This window comes from Mesorhizobium sp. B2-3-13, assembly GCF_006442195.1.
Classification (GTDB): Bacteria; Pseudomonadota; Alphaproteobacteria; order Rhizobiales; family Rhizobiaceae; genus Mesorhizobium; species Mesorhizobium salmacidum.
Genome location: NZ_VFVQ01000009.1, coordinates 76,672 through 97,328, shown reverse-complemented (window position 1 = coordinate 97,328; position 20,657 = coordinate 76,672). Strand labels below are relative to the sequence as shown.

General features: G+C 63.4%; 16 protein-coding genes. 7 read left to right on the top strand and 9 right to left on the bottom strand.

The genetic code is table 11. The features are described from left to right. Positions 1–47: 47 nt before the first annotated feature. Positions 48–176, bottom strand: a complete 129-nt coding sequence (locus FJ941_RS29670; protein ID WP_281405565.1) for a hypothetical protein — start codon at positions 174–176, stop codon at positions 48–50. 154 nt (positions 177–330) lie between these two features. On the opposite strand from FJ941_RS29670, the gene FJ941_RS12995 reads away from it, so the two are divergent. The 4 genes from FJ941_RS12995 to FJ941_RS12980 are packed head-to-tail and all read left to right on the top strand — an operon-like array spanning position 331 to position 5,977. Beyond that, a complete protein-coding gene (locus FJ941_RS12995) occupies positions 331–1,005 on the top strand; it encodes a response regulator transcription factor (RefSeq protein ID WP_023771592.1) in 675 nt (224 codons plus the stop codon). An 8-nt stretch (positions 1,006–1,013) separates the two neighbouring features. Next, positions 1,014–2,495 carry an ATP-binding protein gene (locus tag FJ941_RS12990; RefSeq protein ID WP_140506057.1) on the top strand — a complete coding sequence of 494 codons (1,482 nt, stop codon included), beginning with the start codon at positions 1,014–1,016 and terminating at the stop codon, positions 2,493–2,495. Next, a complete protein-coding gene (locus tag FJ941_RS12985; RefSeq protein WP_140506055.1) occupies positions 2,495–5,455 on the top strand; it encodes a bifunctional [glutamine synthetase] adenylyltransferase/[glutamine synthetase]-adenylyl-L-tyrosine phosphorylase in 2,961 nt (986 codons plus the stop codon). Before FJ941_RS12990 ends, FJ941_RS12985 begins: the two co-directional genes overlap by 1 nt. Before the next feature lie 48 nt (positions 5,456–5,503). Then, positions 5,504–5,977: a hypothetical protein gene (locus FJ941_RS12980; protein WP_140506054.1), complete on the top strand. Its 474-nt coding sequence runs from the start codon at positions 5,504–5,506 to the stop codon at positions 5,975–5,977. Between the two features lie 44 nt (positions 5,978–6,021). Here the strand turns inward: FJ941_RS12980 and FJ941_RS12975 are convergent, their stop codons facing one another. Next, positions 6,022–8,343 (bottom strand): PAS domain-containing sensor histidine kinase, encoded by a 2,322-nt coding sequence (locus FJ941_RS12975; protein WP_140506052.1) that lies wholly within the window; start codon positions 8,341–8,343, stop codon positions 6,022–6,024. 206 nt (positions 8,344–8,549) lie between these two features. Continuing rightward, positions 8,550–11,195, bottom strand: coding sequence for an aminopeptidase N (gene pepN, locus FJ941_RS12970; protein WP_140506050.1), 2,646 nt, complete (start codon positions 11,193–11,195; stop codon positions 8,550–8,552). Positions 11,196–11,467: 272 nt separating this feature from the next. Between pepN and FJ941_RS12965 the strand changes: the two genes are divergently transcribed. Then, positions 11,468–12,433, top strand: a complete 966-nt coding sequence (locus FJ941_RS12965) for a DMT family transporter (RefSeq protein ID WP_140506048.1) — start codon at positions 11,468–11,470, stop codon at positions 12,431–12,433. Here the strand turns inward: FJ941_RS12965 and FJ941_RS12960 are convergent, their stop codons facing one another. From FJ941_RS12960 to FJ941_RS12950, 3 genes are all read right to left on the bottom strand, one after another. Beyond that, the gene (locus FJ941_RS12960) at positions 12,434–13,246 is read right to left on the bottom strand and encodes a helix-turn-helix transcriptional regulator (protein WP_140506047.1); all 813 of its coding nucleotides are present in this window, start codon (positions 13,244–13,246) and stop codon (positions 12,434–12,436) included. It lies immediately after the preceding gene. 54 nt (positions 13,247–13,300) lie between these two features. Beyond that, entirely contained in the window at positions 13,301–14,173 is an 873-nt protein-coding gene (locus FJ941_RS12955; protein ID WP_140506045.1) for a uracil-DNA glycosylase, read from the bottom strand. An 88-nt stretch (positions 14,174–14,261) separates the two neighbouring features. Continuing rightward, positions 14,262–14,906 carry a hypothetical protein gene (locus FJ941_RS12950; protein WP_140506043.1) on the bottom strand — a complete coding sequence of 215 codons (645 nt, stop codon included), beginning with the start codon at positions 14,904–14,906 and terminating at the stop codon, positions 14,262–14,264. Between the two features lie 220 nt (positions 14,907–15,126). On the opposite strand from FJ941_RS12950, the gene FJ941_RS12945 reads away from it, so the two are divergent. After that, complete coding sequence (locus FJ941_RS12945) at positions 15,127–16,806, top strand: electron transfer flavoprotein-ubiquinone oxidoreductase (RefSeq protein ID WP_140506041.1); 1,680 nt, start codon at positions 15,127–15,129, stop codon at positions 16,804–16,806. 104 nt (positions 16,807–16,910) lie between these two features. Further along, positions 16,911–17,507, top strand: coding sequence for a DUF922 domain-containing protein (locus tag FJ941_RS12940; protein WP_140506040.1), 597 nt, complete (start codon positions 16,911–16,913; stop codon positions 17,505–17,507). Between the two features lie 182 nt (positions 17,508–17,689). On the opposite strand, the gene FJ941_RS12935 is transcribed toward FJ941_RS12940, so the two are convergent. The 3 genes from FJ941_RS12935 to FJ941_RS12925 all read right to left on the bottom strand — a co-directional run bounded on the left by FJ941_RS12935 (position 17,690) and on the right by FJ941_RS12925 (position 20,621). After that, positions 17,690–18,700 (bottom strand): endonuclease/exonuclease/phosphatase family protein, encoded by a 1,011-nt coding sequence (locus FJ941_RS12935; protein WP_181165904.1) that lies wholly within the window; start codon positions 18,698–18,700, stop codon positions 17,690–17,692. A gap of 147 nt (positions 18,701–18,847) precedes the next feature. Beyond that, complete coding sequence (locus FJ941_RS12930; RefSeq protein ID WP_246672913.1) at positions 18,848–20,308, bottom strand: AMP nucleosidase; 1,461 nt, start codon at positions 20,306–20,308, stop codon at positions 18,848–18,850. A gap of 118 nt (positions 20,309–20,426) precedes the next feature. Then, entirely contained in the window at positions 20,427–20,621 is a 195-nt protein-coding gene (locus tag FJ941_RS12925) for a hypothetical protein (protein ID WP_140506034.1), read from the bottom strand. Positions 20,622–20,657 lie beyond the last annotated feature (36 nt).

Genomic DNA, 20,657 nt, shown 5'->3' with positions numbered 1-20,657 from the left:
TTCAACACCCCCGAGTCGCCGCATGGGAAAGCAAGAAGGAGAGCCCGTTAGTCAGTCATCGCGCTCTTCTTCAGCGGCAGCGGGCTTCCCATCGCCTGCTGCCGCGCCCGCATATGACTGCCCATCACGCCCTCGTGCCCGAAGCCGATTGGTTCGGTGGTTGCGGGTACCGACATGACCGGGAACCGGCATGTCCGGCGTAACGACGCCACGGAACAAAGATTTTATCGCGCGCGCTCTCGATCCTCTTGATCGCGATGTGCTTTGGCAAAGGCTAAAATGCAGATGCCTGCTACTCAACCTTCCAGCGAAATCGCGTATAACGGCCCTATGAAGATTCTCGTCATAGAAGACGATCGCGAGGCTGCGGATTATCTGCAGAAAGCTTTTACGGAAGCGGGTCATACCGCGCATGTCGCGGGTGACGGCGAGACCGGCTTCGCGCTTGCCGATGCGGGTGATTATGACGTGATGGTCATCGATCGGATGATGCCGCGCCGCGACGGCCTATCGGTCATTGCCGCTCTCCGCTCCAGGGGCAACACGACGCCGGTGCTCATCCTGTCGGCGCTGGGCGAGGTCGATGACCGGGTCACCGGCCTACGCGCCGGCGGCGACGACTATCTCACCAAGCCCTATGCCTTTTCCGAACTTCTGGCGCGCGTCGAGGTGCTGAACCGACGCGCCAGCGCCAAGGAGGCCGAGACCGTCTACCGGGTTGGCGACCTTGAACTCGACAGGTTGTCGCATTCTGTCCGCCGGGCGGCGCGCGAGATCACGCTGCAGCCACGCGAATTCCGTCTGCTCGAATATCTTATGCGCCATGCCGGCCAGGTGGTGACGCGCACCATGCTGCTCGAAAATGTCTGGGATTATCATTTCGATCCGCAGACCAATGTCATCGATGTCCACGTCTCGCGGCTGCGCGGCAAGATCGAAAAGGGTTTCGACAAGCCCATCCTGCACACGGTTCGCGGCGCCGGCTACATGCTGAAGGGCGGCTAGGCGGCAGCATGGCGCTTTCCGTGCCCGCCATCATGAAGACGACGGCCGCACGGCTTTCGGCGCTGTATCTCCTGCTCTTCGCACTCTGCGCGGTGCTGCTCGTCCTCTACATGACTTCGCTCTCGGCGCGCATGTTGACCGCGCAGACGCAGGAGACCATCAACGACGAAGTGCTCGGCCTTGCCCGCGCCTATCAGCGCGGAGGCCTGCCGGTATTGGTCCGCGTGGTAGAGGCCCGCTCGCGCCAGCCCGGCGCCAACCTCTATCTGATCGCCGATGCCAACGGCCAGATCCTGACAGGCAATGTGCAGAGTCTTGAACCTGGGGTGATCGACACCGAGGGCTGGACGACCGAGCCGTTCTCCTACAAGCGTTTCGGCGAGGGTGAGCTTGATCGCCTGCGCAGCGGAACGTCGGACCAGGCGACGCCTCCTTCGACTGGCGATAATGCGCCGCCGCAGGCCGAAGGCGAAAAGGGTCACAACGCCATTGCCCTGGTGCTGCGGCTGCCGAACCAGATGATCATGCTGGTCGGCCGCGATCTCGGCGAACCGGAGCGGTTCCGTGCCGTCATACGCCGTTCGCTGGTGCTGGCGCTCGGCATGATGGGGGTGGGCGGCATCCTGATCTGGTTCTTTGTTGGCCGCGCGGCATTGAAGCGTATCGACGGGGTTTCCGAGGCAAGCCGGCGCATTATGGGCGGTGATCTCAGCGGCCGGTTGCCGGTGACCGGCGCCGGTGACGAGTTCGACCGGCTATCGGAAAACCTCAATGTCATGCTGGCCAGGATCTCCACGCTCAACGAAGGCCTGAAGCAGGTATCCGACAACATCGCGCATGACCTGAAGACGCCGCTGACCCGGCTGCGCAACCGGGCCGAAGCGACGCTTTCCGGCAAGCAGAAAACATCGGACTATCGGCAGGCGCTGGAAGGCACCATAGCCGAGTCCGACCAGCTGATAAAAACCTTCAACGCCATCCTGATGATCTCCCGGCTGGAGGCTGGGTATTCTTCCGAGCACACCAACCGCGTCGATCTGGCGGCGGCCGTGCGTGATGTGGTCGAACTCTACGAGCCCGTGGCCGAGGAGGCTGGCGTTGCGCTGGACGCCGAAGTGAACGATGGTTTTGTCGTTGACGGCAACCGCGAACTGATCGGCCAGGCGCTTTCCAACATCGTCGACAATGCGATCAAGTACTCAACCGATTCCACATCCAAGCCGGCGGTCCGTGTGGCGCTCGAACGCACGCATGGCGAGATCAGGCTTTCCGTCGCCGACAACGGCCAGGGCATTCCCGACGAAGCCGATCGCGCCCGGGCGACCGAACGGTTCGTACGGCTGGAGAAGAGCCGTTCGCAGCCCGGTTCCGGCCTTGGCCTCAGTCTCGCCAAGGCGGTCATGACATTCCACTACGGCCGGCTTGACCTGTTGCCTGGCAATCCGGGACTATCCGTGGTCATGAGTTTCCCCGCGCGGGAGGACCACTAATGGCGGCCGTTGCCAAGCGGAGCAAGACAGACTGGTTGCTGAGCCTGGAAACCCCGCTTGCTCCGCTCGACGAGAGCCGGGCACGGCAGGAACTGTCCGAAATCGCGGACGCAGCGCGCGAAGAAGGGTTGACGCGGGCGGCCAAATTCCTGGCCGGCAAGGGGACGGCGCAGGATTTCCTGGCCGCCGTCTTTGACCTTTCGCCGTTCCTGCGCGATACGGCGCGCCGCCGGCCGCAAATCCTGGACGGCCTCTTCGACTTGCCGGTCGAGACCCGCCTGAAGGCGATCACCGCCGCGATCGACCAGGCGCCGCTGGCGGAAATGGTCTCGGAATCCGGCCTGATGATGGAGCTGCGCCGGCATAAGGCCGAGGCGCATTTCCTGATCGCACTCGCCGATCTTTCGGGCGAGGCTGAAACCTCGCTGACTGTAAGGCGGTTGAGCAATCTCGCCGACGCCTGCACCCGTGCGGCCGTCGATTTCCTGCTGCGTGACGCGCATGGCCTGGGCAAGCTCAAACTGCCCGACCTCGACAGTCCGTCGCATCAATCGGGCTGGATCCTGCTCGGCATGGGCAAGCTCGGCGCGCATGAGCTGAATTTCTCCTCCGATATCGACCTCGTCGTGTTCTTCGATCCGGAAGCGCCCGCCGTGGTCGATCCACTCGACGCCACCGATCTGTTTTCACGCCTGACGCGGCGGCTGGTGCGCATCCTGCAGGATCGCACCGAGCACGGCTATGTCTTCCGCACCGATCTGCGGCTGCGTCCGGATCCCGGCTCGACGCCGCTCGCGATCCCCCTTGAAGCCGCGCTACGCTACTACGAAGCGCGCGGCCAGAACTGGGAACGCGCCGCGATGATCAAGGCGCGCCCGGTGGCCGGCGATCTCGCCGCTGGCGATGCCTTTCTCAAGGAACTCCAGCCCTATATCTGGCGCAAATACATGGACTACGCGGCTATTGCCGACGTCCATTCGATCAAGCGTCAGATTCATGCCCATAAGGGGCATGGCGAGATCGCCGTGAAGGGGCACAATGTCAAGCTTGGGCGCGGCGGCATCCGCGAGATCGAGTTCTTCGTCCAGACACAGCAGCTCATCGCCGGCGGCCGCTTCCCGGAGCTGCGCGGCCGCGAAACCGTGCCGATGCTCGGTCAGCTCGCGGCTCGGGGTTGGATCACATCAGATGCGCGTGACGCGCTCGCCCGCCAGTACTGGTTCCTGCGTCGCGTCGAACACGCTATCCAGATGATGGCCGACGAGCAGACGCACACGCTGCCGGAAGACGATGAAGGGCTGGAGCGCATCGCCCGCATGCTGGGCTTTGCCGACGCGGTCGTGTTTGCCGGGGCGTTCCGTGCCTCGCTGCAGCAGGTCGAGCGCCACTATGCCGCGCTGTTCGAAACAGCACCCGAGCTTTCGGCCGGCATCGGCAACCTGGTCTTCACCGGTGACGTCGATGACCCGGACACGCTGCGGACCTTGCACGGCCTCGGTTTTCAGAGGCCAAGCGATATCTGCCGCGTCATCCGCGGCTGGCATTTCGGGCGCTATCGCGTCACCCGGTCGGCGGAGGCTCGCGAGCGGCTGACGGAACTGACACCGGCACTGCTCAAGGCCTTTGGCCAGACGCGCCGGGCCGATGAGGCGCTGGTCCGTTTCGACGAATTCCTCGCCGGCCTGCCGGCCGGCATTCAGTTGTTCTCTTTGTTGCAGTCGAACCCCGCATTGCTCAGGCTGATGGCGACGATCATGGGCGCAGCACCCCGGCTGGCGGCAATCATCACCCGCCGGCCGCATGTCTTCGACGGCTTGCTCGACCCGGCATTGCTGACCGAGCTTCCCGACCGCGTCTATCTCTCGGCGCGACTGTCGGCCTTCCTCGAAGGCGACAGGGCCTATGAGGACGTGCTCGACCGGCTGCGCATATTTGCTTCCGAGCAGAAATTCCTGATCGGTGTGAGGCTGCTCGCGGGTTCGATCGATCCGGCCCGCGCCGGCCGCGCTTTCTCCGATCTGGCGGACCTGACCATCGCGGCTGCGTTGCAAGCGGTGACCGCAGAATTCGCGGTGCGCCACGGCACGATCGCCGGTGGCGTGGTTTCGCTGCTCGGCATGGGCAAGCTCGGCAGCCGCGAATTGACCGCCGGATCGGATGTCGATCTTATTCTGCTTTACGACCACGATGCGGATGCCGAGGACTCCGACGGTGAAAAACCGCTGGCGCCTTCGCATTACTACACCCGCATGACGCAGCGGCTGATATCGGCTGTATCGGCGCCGACGGCGGAAGGGGTGCTCTACGAGCTCGACCTGCGTTTGCGGCCGTCCGGCAATAAGGGACCGGTCGCCACCCACATCGATGCCTTCAAGAAATACCAGCGCCAGGAGGCTTGGACCTGGGAGCACATGGCCCTGTCGCGGGCGCGGCCGATTGCTGGTGACCCCAGCCTGTGCGGCGAGGTCGAGGCGGAAGTTGTCGCGTTGCTCAGCCAGCCGCGCGATGCGGCGAAGGTGAGGGCGGAGGCGTCGGACATGCGTGCCATGATCGAGCAGGAGAAGGCGCCACGCGACCTCTGGGACATCAAGCTGATCCCGGGTGGTCTGATCGATCTCGAATTCATCGCCCAGGTGGCTGTCATCACCGCGCAGGTCGAGGCCGGGCCGCGCGCCACCGGTACGGCCGAGATACTGTCTCGCCTGACGCCACATTTCGCCAATGCCGGGATCAGGCAGGACCTTGGCGATGCTTACGCCCTCTATCTGGCGCTGACCCAGATGACGCGGCTGTGCCTTACCGGACCCTTCGAACGCGACGACGTTCCGCCGGGGCTTTCGGATCTGCTTCTGGCGGTCACCGACCTGCCGGATTTCGGTGTGCTGGAAGCACACCTCAAGGAGACGTCGCAAAAGGTCAGGAAGGATTTCGACCTTTTGCTTCGTGCCGGGGCTTCGTGATCAACGAGCTCGGCCGCATCGGGGGTGACGATGCAACAGGAGAAAACCATGAGAAAGACAACCAAGCTCGCAATTGCCTTCATCGCCCTGGCCGGAGCTGTCGGCGGCGGCGCCTATGCCGAGAATGTCGACAGCGCAACCATGCGTGAGCGCACCATGATGCGGCTCGACAAGGCGATGAAGGACAATAACGGCACTATCACCTTCGACCAGTTCTCCGATGTCATGGACGCGCGGCTCAAGAAGCTCGTGGCTGACAATGGCGGCAAACTGACTGTCGCTCAACTCGCCGACGCACTGGAGAAGGCGCGCTTCGAACGTATGGCAAGGCGCATCATCGCCCGTTACGACAGCAAGGGCGACGGCACGCTGACATCAGATGACATCAGCGGCCGCGAAAAGAAGCTTTTCGCGATACTCGACAAGAACAATGACGGAAAGATCGAGAACCGCGAGCTGCCGAAGAGCGGGCGCTTTGGCCGTCATCGTCAAGGAGGCGACGACGAAAACGGCATGCAGTGAGGCTGGCTGACGCAGGCTCCGGGCCGTCAGCCGGAGCCTGCCGCTCAGGCCGCGGCTTTGACCGCAGGCGGAGCTTTCTTCACCGGAATGCGCACCGACACGATCGTGCCGACGCCTTCGGTGGAACGGATCTTCAGTGCGCCGCCTTGCAACTCGGCCAGCGAGCGGGAAATGGCAAGGCCAAGTCCGGAGCCGGCATGGTTCTTGGAAAACTGGTTCTGCACCTGCTCGAAGGGGCGCCCGAGCTTGCCGAGCGCTTCCTTCGGGATACCGCAGCCATTGTCCTCGATCGTCAGCACCAGCGCGCCTGACGTGTTGCGGGCCCTGACCGATATGTGGCCGCCTTGGCCGGTGAATTTCACCGCGTTGGACAGGAGGTTGATGACGATCTGCTTGATCGCCCGGCGATCGGCGAACAGCGTCAGCGCGTCGGCGATACGCGTTTCCACGGTGATCGCCTTCTGCGCCGCCTGCAGCGACACGACACGCACGGTTTCGCTGATCAGCGGACCGAGATCGATCTGTTCCTGGTCCAGCGAGAACTGGCCGGCCTCGATCTTGGACATATCGAGAATGTCATTGATGACGCCGAGCAGGTATTTGCCGCTGCTGTTGATGTCGGTGGCGTACTCCTCGTAGCGCTCCGACCCCAGCGGGCCGAACAGCCTTTGTTCCATCAGTTCGGAGAAGCCAATGATGGCATTGAGCGGCGTGCGCAGTTCATGCGACATGTTGGCCAGGAATTCGGATTTGGCCCGGTTCGCCGCTTCGGCGCGCTCGGTTTCCTTCATGTATTTGCGGTTGAGGTCGACCAGTTCGCGCGACCGTTCCTCTTCGGCCCGCCGTGCGAGGCTGAGATCATGGATTGTCGCCATCAGCCGGCGCTCGCTGTCGACCAGCTTTTCCTGATGCAGCTTGATCTGGGTGATGTCGGACCCGACCGAGACGATGCCACCGTCCCTGGTCCTGAGTTCGTTGACCTGCAGCCAGCGGCCGTCGGACAGCTGCCGCTCGAACGTGGCGCCGCCCTGCGGGCCATTGGTGTTGGCAAGCCGGCGCTCCGAAGCAAAGGCCAGCATCCGCTCTTCCAGCGACACGCGCGTCACACCTGGCATCACGTCGCGATCCGAGAGCCCGTTGTCCTGCTGGTATTTGGAATTGCACATGATCAGGTTCTGAGCCGAATCCCACAACACGAAGGATTCATTGATATTTTCGATCGCGGTCCTGAGGCGAAGATCGGCCGCTTCGGAGCGCAGCGCCAGATGCCGTTGCTCGGTGACGTCGACCGCGATGCCGATCAGCTGGATCTCCGGCGCTTCCGGATCCATGACTTGGGCCCGGGCGCGCATCCACACCCACTGGCCATCGGCATGCCGCATCCGGAACACCTGGTCGATGTGATCGATCTCGCGTGCGACGATCCTGTTGGCGAGCTCGAACAGATCGCCGTCCTCGGGATGAATGATCTCGTCGACCTCGCCGAACGATAGCATCGTCTCGCAGGGTTCGTAGCCGAGCATGTCGTACATCGAGCGCGACCAGTACATCTTGCCGCGCACCATGTCCCAGTCCCACAGGCCGCAGCGGCCGCGAACCAGCGCCATGTCGACACGCTGATGCGCTTCGAGATAGATGCGGTCGGCAGCCTGCGCGCGCGCCGCCTGTCCGAAATAGGCATAGAGGATGATGATCAGCACTCCGGCCGTCAGCACGAACAGGGTGACGTTGAGCGAGACGGTCTTGCGCCACGTGTCGAAGACCGCTTCCTGCGGCACCAGAGCCGCGGCGGCTCCCTTCCTGTCCCTGGACAGGCTGACCGCCGCGTACCAGTCCTCACCGCCGATGTTGACCTCCATGACACCGGCGCGATCGCCGAACATGAACAGGGGTTGGCCGCCCTGGACGAGGCCGTCGAGCGAATGGCCTTGCCAGGGCACGGAACGTGGGGTCACCGCGGTGATCTTGAAGGCACTGTCGGTGATGACGAGCACATGGCTGCGGCCCATCGCGCCTTGGCGGCTGGTGGTCTCCAGCAGGTCCTGGGTGGCGCCCGGCAGCGTGTCCGATGTCGTGGCGAGCGAGCTGGCGAGCTGCGCGGCGCCCAGCGTCAGGATCGCCTTGGCATCGCGCTCGATGTCGTCGCGCTCGTTCATGAGCGAGAGCACGCGCAGCGCCGCGATGACGAGGAGGAAGATGACGATGAGGGCTGGTATCGACCGGCGCAAAAGCGGTTCAGCCGCCAGAAGACGCTTGTAGGCTGGTTCGGCGATGAGCCGCGTATTCCCGGCAAGGCCGTCGCTGCGCGTCTCGCGACGCGCAAAAGCCATCCCTCCGGGCGCGCCCCACGCGTCCGCCTTCGCCATAAATGGCACTCCCCGATTTCCAGTATGCCGCATTTCTATGTGCTGGTGATCCGGCAACACCGCACTTCCGAATCGCCATTAAAGAATCAAAGGTGATTCGCCTTGTCCAGTGCTCCGGCGAAAAAAGATTAAAAATCGACTAAAATAACGGACTTTGGCGGTGAGGCGGCTTGGCCTTCTCTCGTATGGGACAAGGCAGGGGAGGCCTATGCCAGTGTGCGCTCGACAATGTCGCGCAGGTCCGCCGACAGGTTTTCGGTATTGGCGATCGAAACCAGTGCTTCCCTGGCCTTGGCTTGCCGGCCCGGTTCGAGAGAACGCCAGGACCTGAGCGCCGTCGCCAGCCTAGCCGCCACTTGCGGGTTGCGCTTTTCGACCTCGAGCACCGTCTGCGCTAAGAAGCGGTAACCTTCGCCGTCGGGGCGATGGAAGCCGGTCTGGTTGGCGCTTGAGAATGTGCCGATCAGCGAGCGCACCCGGTTCGGGTTGCCCATCGAAAACCCCGGATGAGCGGTCAGGGACCGAACCGTGTCGACAGCCTGCGGCCCCGGCACGCTGGCCTGGATCTGGAACCATTTGTCCATGACCAGCGGGTCGGATGCATATGTCTTTTCGAAAGCCGCCAGCGCCTTTTTCGCCTCTGGCGATCCGTGGTGACGATGCGCGAGAACGGCCAATGCGGCCGCGCGGTCGGTCATGTTGGTCGCGCACTGGAAATGCCCGGCCGCCAATGCCGCCCCGCCAGGCAGCAGCGAGAGATAATCCAACAGAATGTTGCGCAAGGCGCGTCGTCCCGCGCTCGCCGCGTCGGGGCTGAAGGCGTTCTTGTCGGCAAGGCTGTCGTAGAGGCCGGAAAATGCCTCGCCATTGGCCGTGCCGATCGCCAGCGCAAGCGCGTGGCGGGCGGTATGGATGGCGTCGGGATCGATGTTCTTACCGATGTCACGCGCGATGTCGGCGTCGCCAGGCAGCGCCAGGGCAAGGGCCCGATAGGCCGGCTCCAGTGTCTCGTCGCTGGCGATGCTGCCGGCAAGCTCGGTCAGCCGTGGGGCGAAGTCCGGCTGCTTGCCGCCGAGGATCTGGCGGAAGGCAGCGATCAGCGCATCGGTGAGCAGCGTGTTGAAGGCCTGCCAGCGCGAGAAGGCGTCGCTGTCATGGCGGGCGAGGAAGAACTGGTCGGCAGCCTTCTGCTCGACCGATAGCGTCACCGGTGCCGAAAAACCGCGGTTGAGTGACACCGCCGGTCGTTCGGCAACGCCGGAAAAACGCACCGTGTGGCGGCGCTTGCGGATATGGATGACGCCGTCCTCGACGCTGGCGCCCTCGACGCCGCTATATCGAACCGGCTTGCCGCCGGCGCCGATCAGGCCGAAGGCGAGCGGGATATGCATCAGCCGCTTGCGGCTTTCCGACGGTGTCGGCGGCACCGACTGCTCGATCTCGAGCGTGAATTCCTGTGCGGCCGGATTGTGCGTCGAACTCACCGTCAGGTTGGGTGTACCAGCCTGGTGATACCAGAGCGCGAATTGCGAAAGGTCGCGGCCGGACGCCTCCTCGAACACTTTGATGAAGTCCTCGATGGTCGCGGCTTCGCCGTCGTGGCGTTCGAAATAGAGGTCCATGCCGGCGCGAAAGACCTCGGCCCCGAGAATGGTGCGGATCATGCGCACCACTTCGGAGCCCTTTTCGTAGACCGTCGCCGTATAGAAATTGTTGATCTCGCGGTAGCGGCGCGGCCGCACCGGGTGCGCCAGCGGTCCCTGGTCCTCGGGAAACTGGTGGGCACGCAGCGTGCGCACTTCGGCGATGCGCTTGACCGCGCGCGAGCGCTGGTCGGCGGAGAATTCATGATCGCGGAAGACCGTCAGCCCTTCCTTCAGGCAAAGCTGGAACCAGTCGCGGCAAGTGATTCTATTGCCTGTCCAATTGTGGAAATACTCATGCGCGATGATCGCCTCTATATTGGCGAAATCGGCGTCCGTCGCCGTCTCCTGGTCGGCCAGCACGTATTTGTCGTTGAAGATGTTGAGGCCCTTGTTCTCCATCGCGCCCATGTTGAAGTCAGACACGGCGACGATGTTGAAGACGTCGAGGTCGTACTCGCGGCCAAACGCCTCCTCGTCCCATCGCATGGACCGCTTCAGCGCGTCCATCGCGTAGCCGGCGAGCGCCTCCTTGCCGGGCTCGACATAGATACCGAGCTCGACTTTGCGCCCGGACATGGTCATGAAACTGTCGGCGACCTGCCCGAGATTCCCGGCCACCAGCGCGAACAGGTAGGACGGCTTGGGGAAGGGGTCGTGCCAGCTGGCGTAGTGCCAGCCATCGGCGAGATCGCCGTTTTCGACCGGATTGCCGTTGGACAGGAGCAGCGGCGCCTCGTCGCGCCGCGCCTCGATCCGCACCGTGTAGACGGACAGGATATCGGGGCGGTCGAGGAAGTAGGTGATGCGGCGAAAGCCCTCCGCCTCGCACTGCGTACAGTAGACGTTATTCGAACGGTAAAGGCCCATAAGAGCCTCATTGCTGGCCGGCGCCAGTTCGGTTTCGATCCGCAGTTGGAAACGACTTACGGCCGGCGGCTTGAGCAGGGTCAGTTGGTCCGGGCTCGCCAGCAGATCAGCCGGTCTCACCGTCTTGCCGTCGATCTCGACGCGCTTGAGCGTCAACCCATCGCCGTCGAGCACCAGCGGAGCCGATTTCGATATCCCCTCGCGGCGCTCTACGGTCAGTATCGCGGTGACGACGGTGGCCTGTGGCGAAAGACGGAAGTCAAGGTTGGTTTCCGGAATGAGGTAGTCGCTGGGGCGATAGTCCTCGAGTTTGAAGACCTGGCCTGTGTCGGTGCGCATTCCCTGGCTTTTCCTGTCTTTTCCGGGGACCGGACATGTTTTGGCTGGTCCAAAAAATTCAAAGTCCGCGCTCTTTACACGAAACACACCCTCGACAAAACTGCGGCAGAGCCTAATTCAGGCCTTCCTTTCATCATAGCGAGGGCAGTCATGACCGCCGTCACACCGAAATTCGGGATGGGCGCTTTCGTTCGGCGCCCCGATAATTTCCCGTTCTGCCATTTCGAGACCCGCAACGTGCCCTCGGCGGCGGGCAGAGACGCATTGCCAAAGTGACATCCGGGGCGGAGGCGCAACCAGAAACCACCGGCGGCCACGGTACGCTCAGGAGTATCGTGCTGAAGATCGTCTCCGTGGCGGTTTTTGTCGGCATGCAAACCTGTATCAAGGCGGCGGGCGACGTGCCTGCCGGGCAGATCGTCTTCTTCCGTTCCTTCTTCGCCATCTTCCCGATCATTGCCTTCCTGGCATTGAAAGGACATCTGGCCACGGCGTTCGTCACGAAACGTCCCTTCAACCACGTCGCGCGTGGCGTCGTCGGCGTCGGTGCCATGGGGCTCGGCTTTTTCGCGCTCACCAGGTTGCCGTTGCCGGAGGCGATCACCCTGAACTATGCACAGCCGCTGCTGGTCGTGGTGTTCTCCTCGGTGTTCCTTGGCGAGACGATCCGTGTTTATCGCTGGAGTGCCGTCGCGATCGGCCTCATCGGCGTGCTCATCATTTCCTGGCCGGAACTGACGCTGCTCAATTCGGATCAAGGGCTCGACGACCAGGAGGTCCTGGGCGTCATGGCCGCGCTGGCGGCCGCGGCAATCTCGGCTGTCGCCATGTTGCTCGTGCGCAATCTCGTGCAGACAGAGAAGACGGCCACCATCGTGCTGTGGTTCTCGTCAACGGCGAGCGTGCTCTCGCTGCTGACGCTGCCCTTCGGCTGGCAATCGCTGACGCCGGCGCAAGCAGCACTGCTCATCATGGCCGGCTTTTGTGGCGGCCTCGGCCAGATTCTGATGACCGCGGCCTATCGCCATGCCGAAGCCTCGGTCGTGGCGCCTTTCGAATACACTTCGATGATCCTTGGCGTCGTCGTCGGCTATTTCGTTTTCGGCGACGTGACCTCGTCCGGCACGCTGGTCGGTGGTGTGATCGTGGTGGCCGCCGGCATCTTCATCATCTGGCGCGAACGGCAACTGGGTCTGGAGCGCACCCGCACCCGCAAGGCGGCCCTGCCGCAGGGATGATCACGACCGTTCCGTCCGCTCTTTCGCCAACCGCACCAACACCGCTCTTGTCTGTTCGTCGGCCGGGAAGAACGACTCGATCGCCAGTTCAGAAAGCGTCACATCCAGCGGTGTGCCGAACACGGTAATGGTGCTGATGAAAGAAAGCACCGTGTCGCCATGGGCAAGCCTGAGCGGGTGCACGATGGCATTCGGCTCGATCGGCGCCGGCCGGCTGCTCTTCAGGCCGGAGGGGTAGCCGCGAAGCTCTTGCTCCAATGCGATCAGCTCCGGGTCGCCGGCGGCATCGTTCTGATGCTTCAGCCGTTCGAGCAGGTGGATGCGCCATTCCTGGAGATTCACGATACGCGGCGCGACACCACATGGGTGCAGGCTGAGCCGCAGCACATTGACGGGTGGCTGGAGCAATGAGGGCTCGGAAACATCGGCCAGGAATGGCCCGATTGCCGCGTTGGCCTTAACCAGGTTCCAATGCCGGTCCACCGCCAATGCCGGAAACGGCTCATGCCCCTTGAGCACCATCTCGACCGCCGCCATCGCGGGTGCCAGCGTCCTATCGGTGAGCGGCCGTTCGCTGAAGCTCGGCGCGAAGCCCGCGGCCAGCAGCAATTGATTGCGTTGCCGCAGTGGGATCGCAAGCTGCTCGGCCAGATGCAGCACCATGTCGCGCGAGGGTGCGGCGCGGCCGCTTTCGACGAAAGAGAGATGCCGCTGCGAAATTTCGGCTTCCATGGCGAGGTCGAGCTGGCTCATGCGGCGCCGCGTGCGCCATTCGCGGATGAGACTGCCGGCGGAGGTTTGAGGCGTTGTCATGGGAGGATGGTTAAGCCTCGGGCCAAAGCATTTCAATTACCTGCGAGGTCATCGCTAGGAGAGCGCCCGCAGCTTCGCCTTCACCTCGAGAAAATCCCGCCACGCGAGCTTCTTGTGTGCGGGCGTCCGCAAGAGATAGGCCGGGTGCAGCGTCGGCATGGCCGGAATAGCAATGCCGGACGCCGTGGTGTGGACGCGCCAGTTGCCGCGCAGCCGCAGGATTCCTTCCGAGGTGTTGAGCAAGGTCTTGGCCGACGGACCGCCGAGATTGATCAGCACCTTGGGATTGACCAGCTCGATCTGACGCTCGATGAACGGCCGGCAGATCTCGGTCTCGTGCGGCGTCGGCGTGCGGTTGCCAGGCGGCCGCCAGGGAATGACATTGGCGATGTAGACCGAGCCTCGGTCGAGCCCGATCGCGGCCAGCATGCGGTCGAGCAGGCGGCCCGAGCGGCCGACGAAGGGCAATCCTTCAATGTCCTCGTCGCGGCCGGGGGCTTCACCGACCAGCATGACAGCGGCTTGCGGGTTGCCGTCGGCGAATACCAGGTTCTTGGCGGTGGCCTTGAGATTGCAGCCCTCGAAAGCGGCCATGTGCTGGCGCAGCTCGTCCAGGGATGCCGCCGCGTTCGCCAGTTGGCGCGCCAGCGCCGCCTGCGCCTCGTCGGGCACGGCCGAGGTCGACGGGCGCGGGGCCGGAGCATCCGGCACGGCGCGCCCATCGAGCCGCGGCTGAGCCGCGGGCGGCTGCTCTGGTGCGCTGCTTTCGCGTGGCGTCGCCGTCGGCATGCGCTGCGCCGGCTTCGGCGCGGCCTCCGCGAACCGGTTTACCGGCGCATCCTCCAAAGCCTCGTCAACACCCGCGCTGGCATAGAAGGCGAGCAGATCGGCGAAATCGACCGGATGGTTGGGAGAGGCGGCAGTCATGGCCGCACCATCGTCCGGGCGGCGCCAATTTGCAACCTCGGGAAGGCCGTGGCGGCAGCCAATCCCGCTGCCAAGGAGACGTCGCGGTCTAGCCAGTGGGTATGCGTGGATCCTGCACCAGATAGAAGGTCCATCGCGGCGTGTAGTCGGTCATGAGGAATTCGAAGCGGGCGATCTTCAGCGGATCGACCTTGCCGTTCTTGAACAGCAGCCGATCATAGGGTTCGAACTCGCGATCGAAATCGGCGAAATTGCTCGACCAGATATTGTCAGGTGTCTTGTTGCGCTGGTCGAACGAAAGCCCGTCTCCGAACACGCTTGGCTGGTCCAATATTTCCTGCAGCTCGAACTGGAATTCAATCCAGCCCTGGCCGCTGTTGTTGAGCACGTCTATGCGCATATACATGATGCCGTTGGCGAACTCCCCCGCCTTGCCGAATGTCTGGATCGGCTTTGTGGTGCGGATGGTCAGCGTCACAGGTGTCGCCGAATTCAGCTCTTCGGTGACAACAAGCGGATCGTCCTTGGTTCCGATGCCGGAGGCCCCGGTGATGCGGAAACCGCCAAGCTCGTCGGAGAATGAGTACGCGCCTGTCGACCAGACCTTCACTTCATCGGCGACGGCATGACCCGGCGCCAAAGCCAGAAGGGCCAAAGTAATCGCCCGGCAGGCCCGGCCGGGCGTTGATGGAAAGCGCGTCGAAGAGAAGCCGCCTGGCCCGGGAATGCGCATGGCGGGAAGTATGGCCGATAAGCAAGCCGTCGAACAATAAAAAACGCAAGTTTGGCGGGTCGCGCCGCGCGGAAGCGGCTTGCCTGCCGCGGAATGCGCGACTTTTTGGCCAAATCCGCATTGTCACGTATGCGCCGGTTTCCTGTCGCCAAATGATGCGCTATGCAGCGCAAGAGCCAGCAAGATACGCCAACGGCGGCAAGCCAGTGCGGAGGGGTTGATGAGCGATATCGAACGCGAAAGCATGGAATTCGACGTGGTCATCGTCGGTGCCGGACCGGCCGGCCTTGCTGCGGCCATCCGCCTCAAGCAGGTCAATCCCGAACTCTCGGTCGTCGTGCTGGAAAAGGGCGGCGAGGTCGGCGCCCATATCCTATCGGGTGCCGTCGTCGATCCGATCGGCATCGACCGGCTGTTGCCCGGCTGGCGCGAGGAGGATGGTCATCCCTTCAAGACGCCGGTCACGGCGGACCATTTCCTGGTGCTCGGCCCCGCCGGCTCGTTCCGCCTGCCCAACATCCTCATGCCGCCGCTGATGAACAACCACGGCAACTATATCGTCTCGCTGGGGAACGTCTGCCGTTGGCTGGCCGGCAAGGCCGAAGCGCTTGGCGTCGAGATCTATCCAGGCTTTGCCGCGACCGGCCTGCTCTACAATGAAGAAGGTGCCGTCACCGGCGTCGTTACCGGAGACATGGGCGTCGAGAAGGACGGCACGCACGGTCCGGGCTTCGCGCCGGGCATGGCGCTGATGGGCAAGTATGTGCTGATCGGCGAGGGCGCGCGCGGTTCGCTCGCCAAGCAATTGATCGCCAGATACAAACTCTCCGATGGCCGCGAGCCGGGCAAATACGGCATCGGCCTCAAGGAACTCTGGCAGGTCAAGCCGGAGAACCATCGGCCCGGTCTGGTGCAGCATTCCTTCGGCTGGCCGCTCGACATGAAGACCGGCGGCGGTTCGTTCCTCTATCATCTGGAGGACAACCAGGTGGCTGTCGGCTTCGTCCTCCACCTCAACTACAAGAACCCTTATCTGTCGCCCTTCGAGGAATTCCAGCGCTTCAAGACCCATCCGGCGATCGCAGGCACATTCGAGGGCGCCAAGCGCCTGGGCTACGGTGCGCGCGCCATAACGGAAGGTGGTTGGCAGTCGGTGCCGAAATTGTCGTTCCCGGGCGGCGCGCTGATCGGATGCGCGGCGGGCTTCGTCAATGTGCCGCGCATCAAGGGTTCGCACAATGCCGTGCTGTCCGGCATGCTGGCGGCCGATCATGTCGCCGAGGCGATCGGCGCCGGCCGTGCCAATGACGAGCTCTCCGCCTACGAAGAAGCCTGGCGCGCGACCGACATCGGCAAGGACCTGAAGAAGGTGCGCAACGTCAAGCCGCTATGGTCGCGCTTCGGCACTGTCATAGGCGTCAGCCTCGGCGGCCTCGATATGTGGCTGAACACGCTGTTCGGCGTCTCGCCCTTCGGCACGCTGAAGCATGGCAAGGCCGACTATGCCACCCTCGAGCCTGCCGCCCAGCACAAGAAGATCGCTTATCCGAAGCCGGATGGCGTGCTCACCTTCGACCGTCTCTCCTCGGTGTTCCTGTCCAATACCAATCACGAGGAAAACGAGCCGGTGCACCTCATCGTCGGTGACATGGCGCTGCAGCAACGGTCCGAGCACGATGTCTTTGCCGGACCTTCCACGCGCTATTGTCCGGCTGGCGTCTATGAGTGGGTGGACAAGGATGGCAACGCCGCCGCCGATCCGCAAGCCAAGGACGTGCGCTTCGTCATCAATGCGCAGAACTGCGTCCACTGCAAGACCTGCGACATCAAGGACCCGAACCAGAACATCAACTGGGTGCCGCCGCAGGGCGGTGAAGGACCGGTCTACCAGGGTATGTGAGCGGCGGCGGACCTCGTCTGTCGCCGCAGGGGCGGCCGTTTCAACCAAGCCCGTTGAAGCGCCGCTCGGAGTATGGTCTCATGGCTTCCGGAGAGGAGGCGGACATGCGCCCGAGGAATCTGACTACGATCGCCGCAGCCGGCATGCTGGTCTGCGCATCGGCTGCTTCGGCCGACACAAAGCTCACCGTGCATATCCGCAGCTATGACGTTGCCGGCAGGACCGGCGCCGCCCTTGTCGAGGCGATGGACCGATTGGGGCCCAAGCACGGCTATATGGCGCGCGCCATCGCCGAAACCGGCTACACCACGCACTGGGATCTCGATGTCGCCCGTCAGGATGGGACCTGTCGCCTGCGCCAGGCCAACGGGACGCTCGACGTGACCTACACTTTCCCACGGCGGCTCTCGCCAACAGATCCAGGCCTGCGCAAGCGCTGGGACCGGTTCATGGCCGGCGTGCGCAAGCATGAGCATACGCACGGCCGCATTGCGGCGCGGATGATGCGGGCCACCGAAACCGCGCTTGTCGGGCTGAAGCGTCCCGACAACTGGTTCTGTGCGGGCACCCACGTCGAAGCGAGGCGGCGGATCAACGCCATTTATGCCGAATACGAAGCCAGGCAGAATGCGTTCGATGCGCGCGAGCATCGTGATGGCGGCCATGTCGAGCACCTGGTCGACGCGCTGACCAAACCTTGAAGGCGGCGTTGGCGTCTAGAGCAAAGTGCGTGGCGGTTTTCCCGGGCAAAGCGCGCAGCGCTTTCCCTTGGGAAGTGCGTCGAAATGTCGAAATAAAGAGTTAGAGCGGTTCGGTGATTCTAACAGACACTGAACCGCGCTTGCCCATTCGCGATGGTGCCCCGTCTTGGGACGGCGAAGCATCAGCCGCGCGGCTTACCTTGGAGATCGTGTGCCGCGAGCGCGCTCTCGTGCTCGTCATGCGGTTGCTTGTCGCCCGTGCGGACGGAGAACTCGACCAGCACCGGCAGATGGTCGGAGCCGGTATCCTCCAGCCGCGTCGAAGACAGGATGGTCAGCCCGCCCTTGCTGAACACCTGGTCGATCGGCAGGCCTGCATAGCGGCGCAGGAAATCGGGCAGTGTCCGGTGAATCCAGGTCGGGCCGGCTGAAGGCATGAGTGTCAGCCCGCCGAGAGCCGCGACCCGCCGCACCGCGGCACTCCAAGGCACGGCGTTGCAATCCCCGGCCAGGATCGCTGTCTCGCCGAGCGCGGCCAGTGGCTGCGCCAGTTCGCCGATCTGCCAGTATTGCTCCTTCGGCCAGGGCCAGGTCAAATGGATCGCGGCGACATCGACATCGCTCCCGCCAAAGTCGATGGTGGCGGTCGCCATCGCGCCGCGCGGCTCGCAACGCGGCGCGGTGTCGGCGACAAACGGCCGGCGCGACAGCAGCGCCACGCCGAACATGCGGTTCGGGTAAGGGCAGAGGATCCGGTAGGGATAGGCGCTGGCGATGTAGCCAAGCTCGGTCGTCCACATCGCCGACACCTCGTCGAGCGTGATCACGTCCGGATTGGTGCGGCCGATCAGTGAGAGCACTTTCTTCGGCGTTGGATTGTTGAAGCGAAGGTTCATCTGCAGCAGGCTGTAGACGATCTGGTCGGCGGGCTTGGCAACCGCCGGCTGCGGCCACAGCCTTGGCAATGCGCTTGCTGTCGTGACCAGGCAGGCGACCGCGAAGAGCAGTGCCGCGGCCGCCTGCAGCCGGTAGGAACTTGCAAGCAGCGGCAGCGCCAAAAGCGCCATCAGCACGCTGAGGTGAATGCGAAAATGCGAGAAGGAATCGAAAGCGGGGTGCAACGCGCCGAAAAACCCGGCCAACAAAGCGGCCGACAATGCCGTCATCGCCAGGAATGCCAGCCCAGCCATCATGTTCAAGCGCGCGCCTGTTGTCATTGAGGTCTTGTCTGCGAGGTCGTGTCCGCTGAATGCCGCCTGTCGATCAGTTCGATTTGCTTATCGGCCAAATTGCGGCCGAGCAAGACGACGAATTGCCTCGCCGAGCCTTCAAGCGACCGCCTACTGGAATGCTGTCTCCGAAAAGCTCCGGAGCTTGCGCGAATGCAGCCGCTCCATCGGCATCTCGGCCAGCTTTTCCATCGCCCTGATGCCGATGGTCAGGTGTTGCGCCACCTGGCGTTTGTAGAACTCTGTCGCCATGCCAGGCAATTTCAACTCGCCATGCAGCGGCTTGTCGGAAACGCACAGCAGCGTGCCGTAGGGGACGCGGAAGCGGAAGCCATTGGCGGCGATCGTCGCCGATTCCATATCGAGGGCGATAGCGCGCGACTGCGACAGGCGCTGCACCGGTCCGCGCTGGTCGCGCAGTTCCCAGTTTCGGTTGTCGATGGTGGCGACGGTGCCCGTGCGCATGATGCGCTTCAGATCATAGCCTGACAGGCCGGTGACCTCGGCTACTGCTTCCTGTAGCGCAACCTGGATCTCGGCCAACGGCGGGATCGGCACCCACACCGGCAGATCGTCATCCAGCACGTGGTCTTCGCGCACATAGGCATGCGCGAGCACATAATCGCCCAGCGCCTGGGTGTTGCGCAGCCCGGCGCAGTGACCAAGCATCACCCAGGCATGTGGCCGAAGCACGGCGATATGGTCGGTAATGGTCTTGGCGTTGGAAGGACCCACGCCGATATTGACCATGGTGATGCCACCATGGTTCGGCTTCTTCAGATGGTAGGCCGGCATCTGCGGCAGGCGCTGTGGCGCTACGCCTTCACTGGGAGCGCTCTGTCCGGACCGGGTGATAACGTTGCCAGGTTCGACAAATTCCGTGTAGCCTTCACCACCGTTTTCCATCAGGTCGCGGGCGCGGGCGACGAACTCGTCGATATAGAACTGATAGTTGGTGAACAGCACGAAATTCTGGAAATGCTGCGGGCTGGTTGCAGTGTAGTGCGTCATGCGGTGCAGTGAATAGTCGATGCGCTGCGCCGTGAACGGCGCCAGCGGCCGGGGCTCGCCGAAGGCGACCTCGAACGTACCGTTGGCGATCTGATCGTCGGTGCCGTCCAGATCCGGCACGTCGAACAGGTCGCGGATCGGCCGCTTGATACGTTCGGCATCAGCGCCGTCGACATAGGTGCCTTCCAGGAAAGCGAAATGCAGCGGGATCGGCGTGGTCGATTCCGAGACGGTCACCGACACGCCGTGATTGCGCATGATCAGCCGAAGCTGCTCGATGAGGTAGGTCTCGAACAGGTCCGGCTGGGTAACCGTGGTGGCGAAATGACCGGGCGTCGGCATGTGGCCATAGGCCTGGCGAGAGTCGACCTGGGTGAACGAACTCGTGGTGACGCCAATCTCGGGGTAGAAGGCCCGGTAGCGCTTGCTGCTGTCGCCGCCGGCGGCAAGGGCCGCGAAGGAATCGCGCAGGAACTTGGTGTTGCGGTCGTAGAGCACCTGCAGCGCGGCAACGGCCTTTTCGGCGTTGTCGAAGCTCTGCCGGCCAAAAGGCTCGGGCATGACGACAGATTCAATGGCTTGGGGATAGATTCGCTTTTCCATGGCCCAATATAGAGACTTGGGCGGCCGGTTGGGAGGGGTGTCGCCGCCGAAGGCGCCCAAAGCGCCCCTTTTTTCTTCAACCCCGCTGCAGGCTGACCAGCAGAACGAACCCGAGGCCAGACTTTCTGAGCGCCGGCGCCTCGATCGTCGAGCCGGCATCGGCGCGCATCATCGGCACCGCCAGGACCGGGGCGGCCAGAACCATCAGGATAAGCGCCGCCCGCGGCAGGAGCCGGAGGGTCTTGAGAGTGTTGGCGGCGATGCGGTTCATGATGTCTGTGCTTTTCTTTTCGAGGTCCGGGCTATT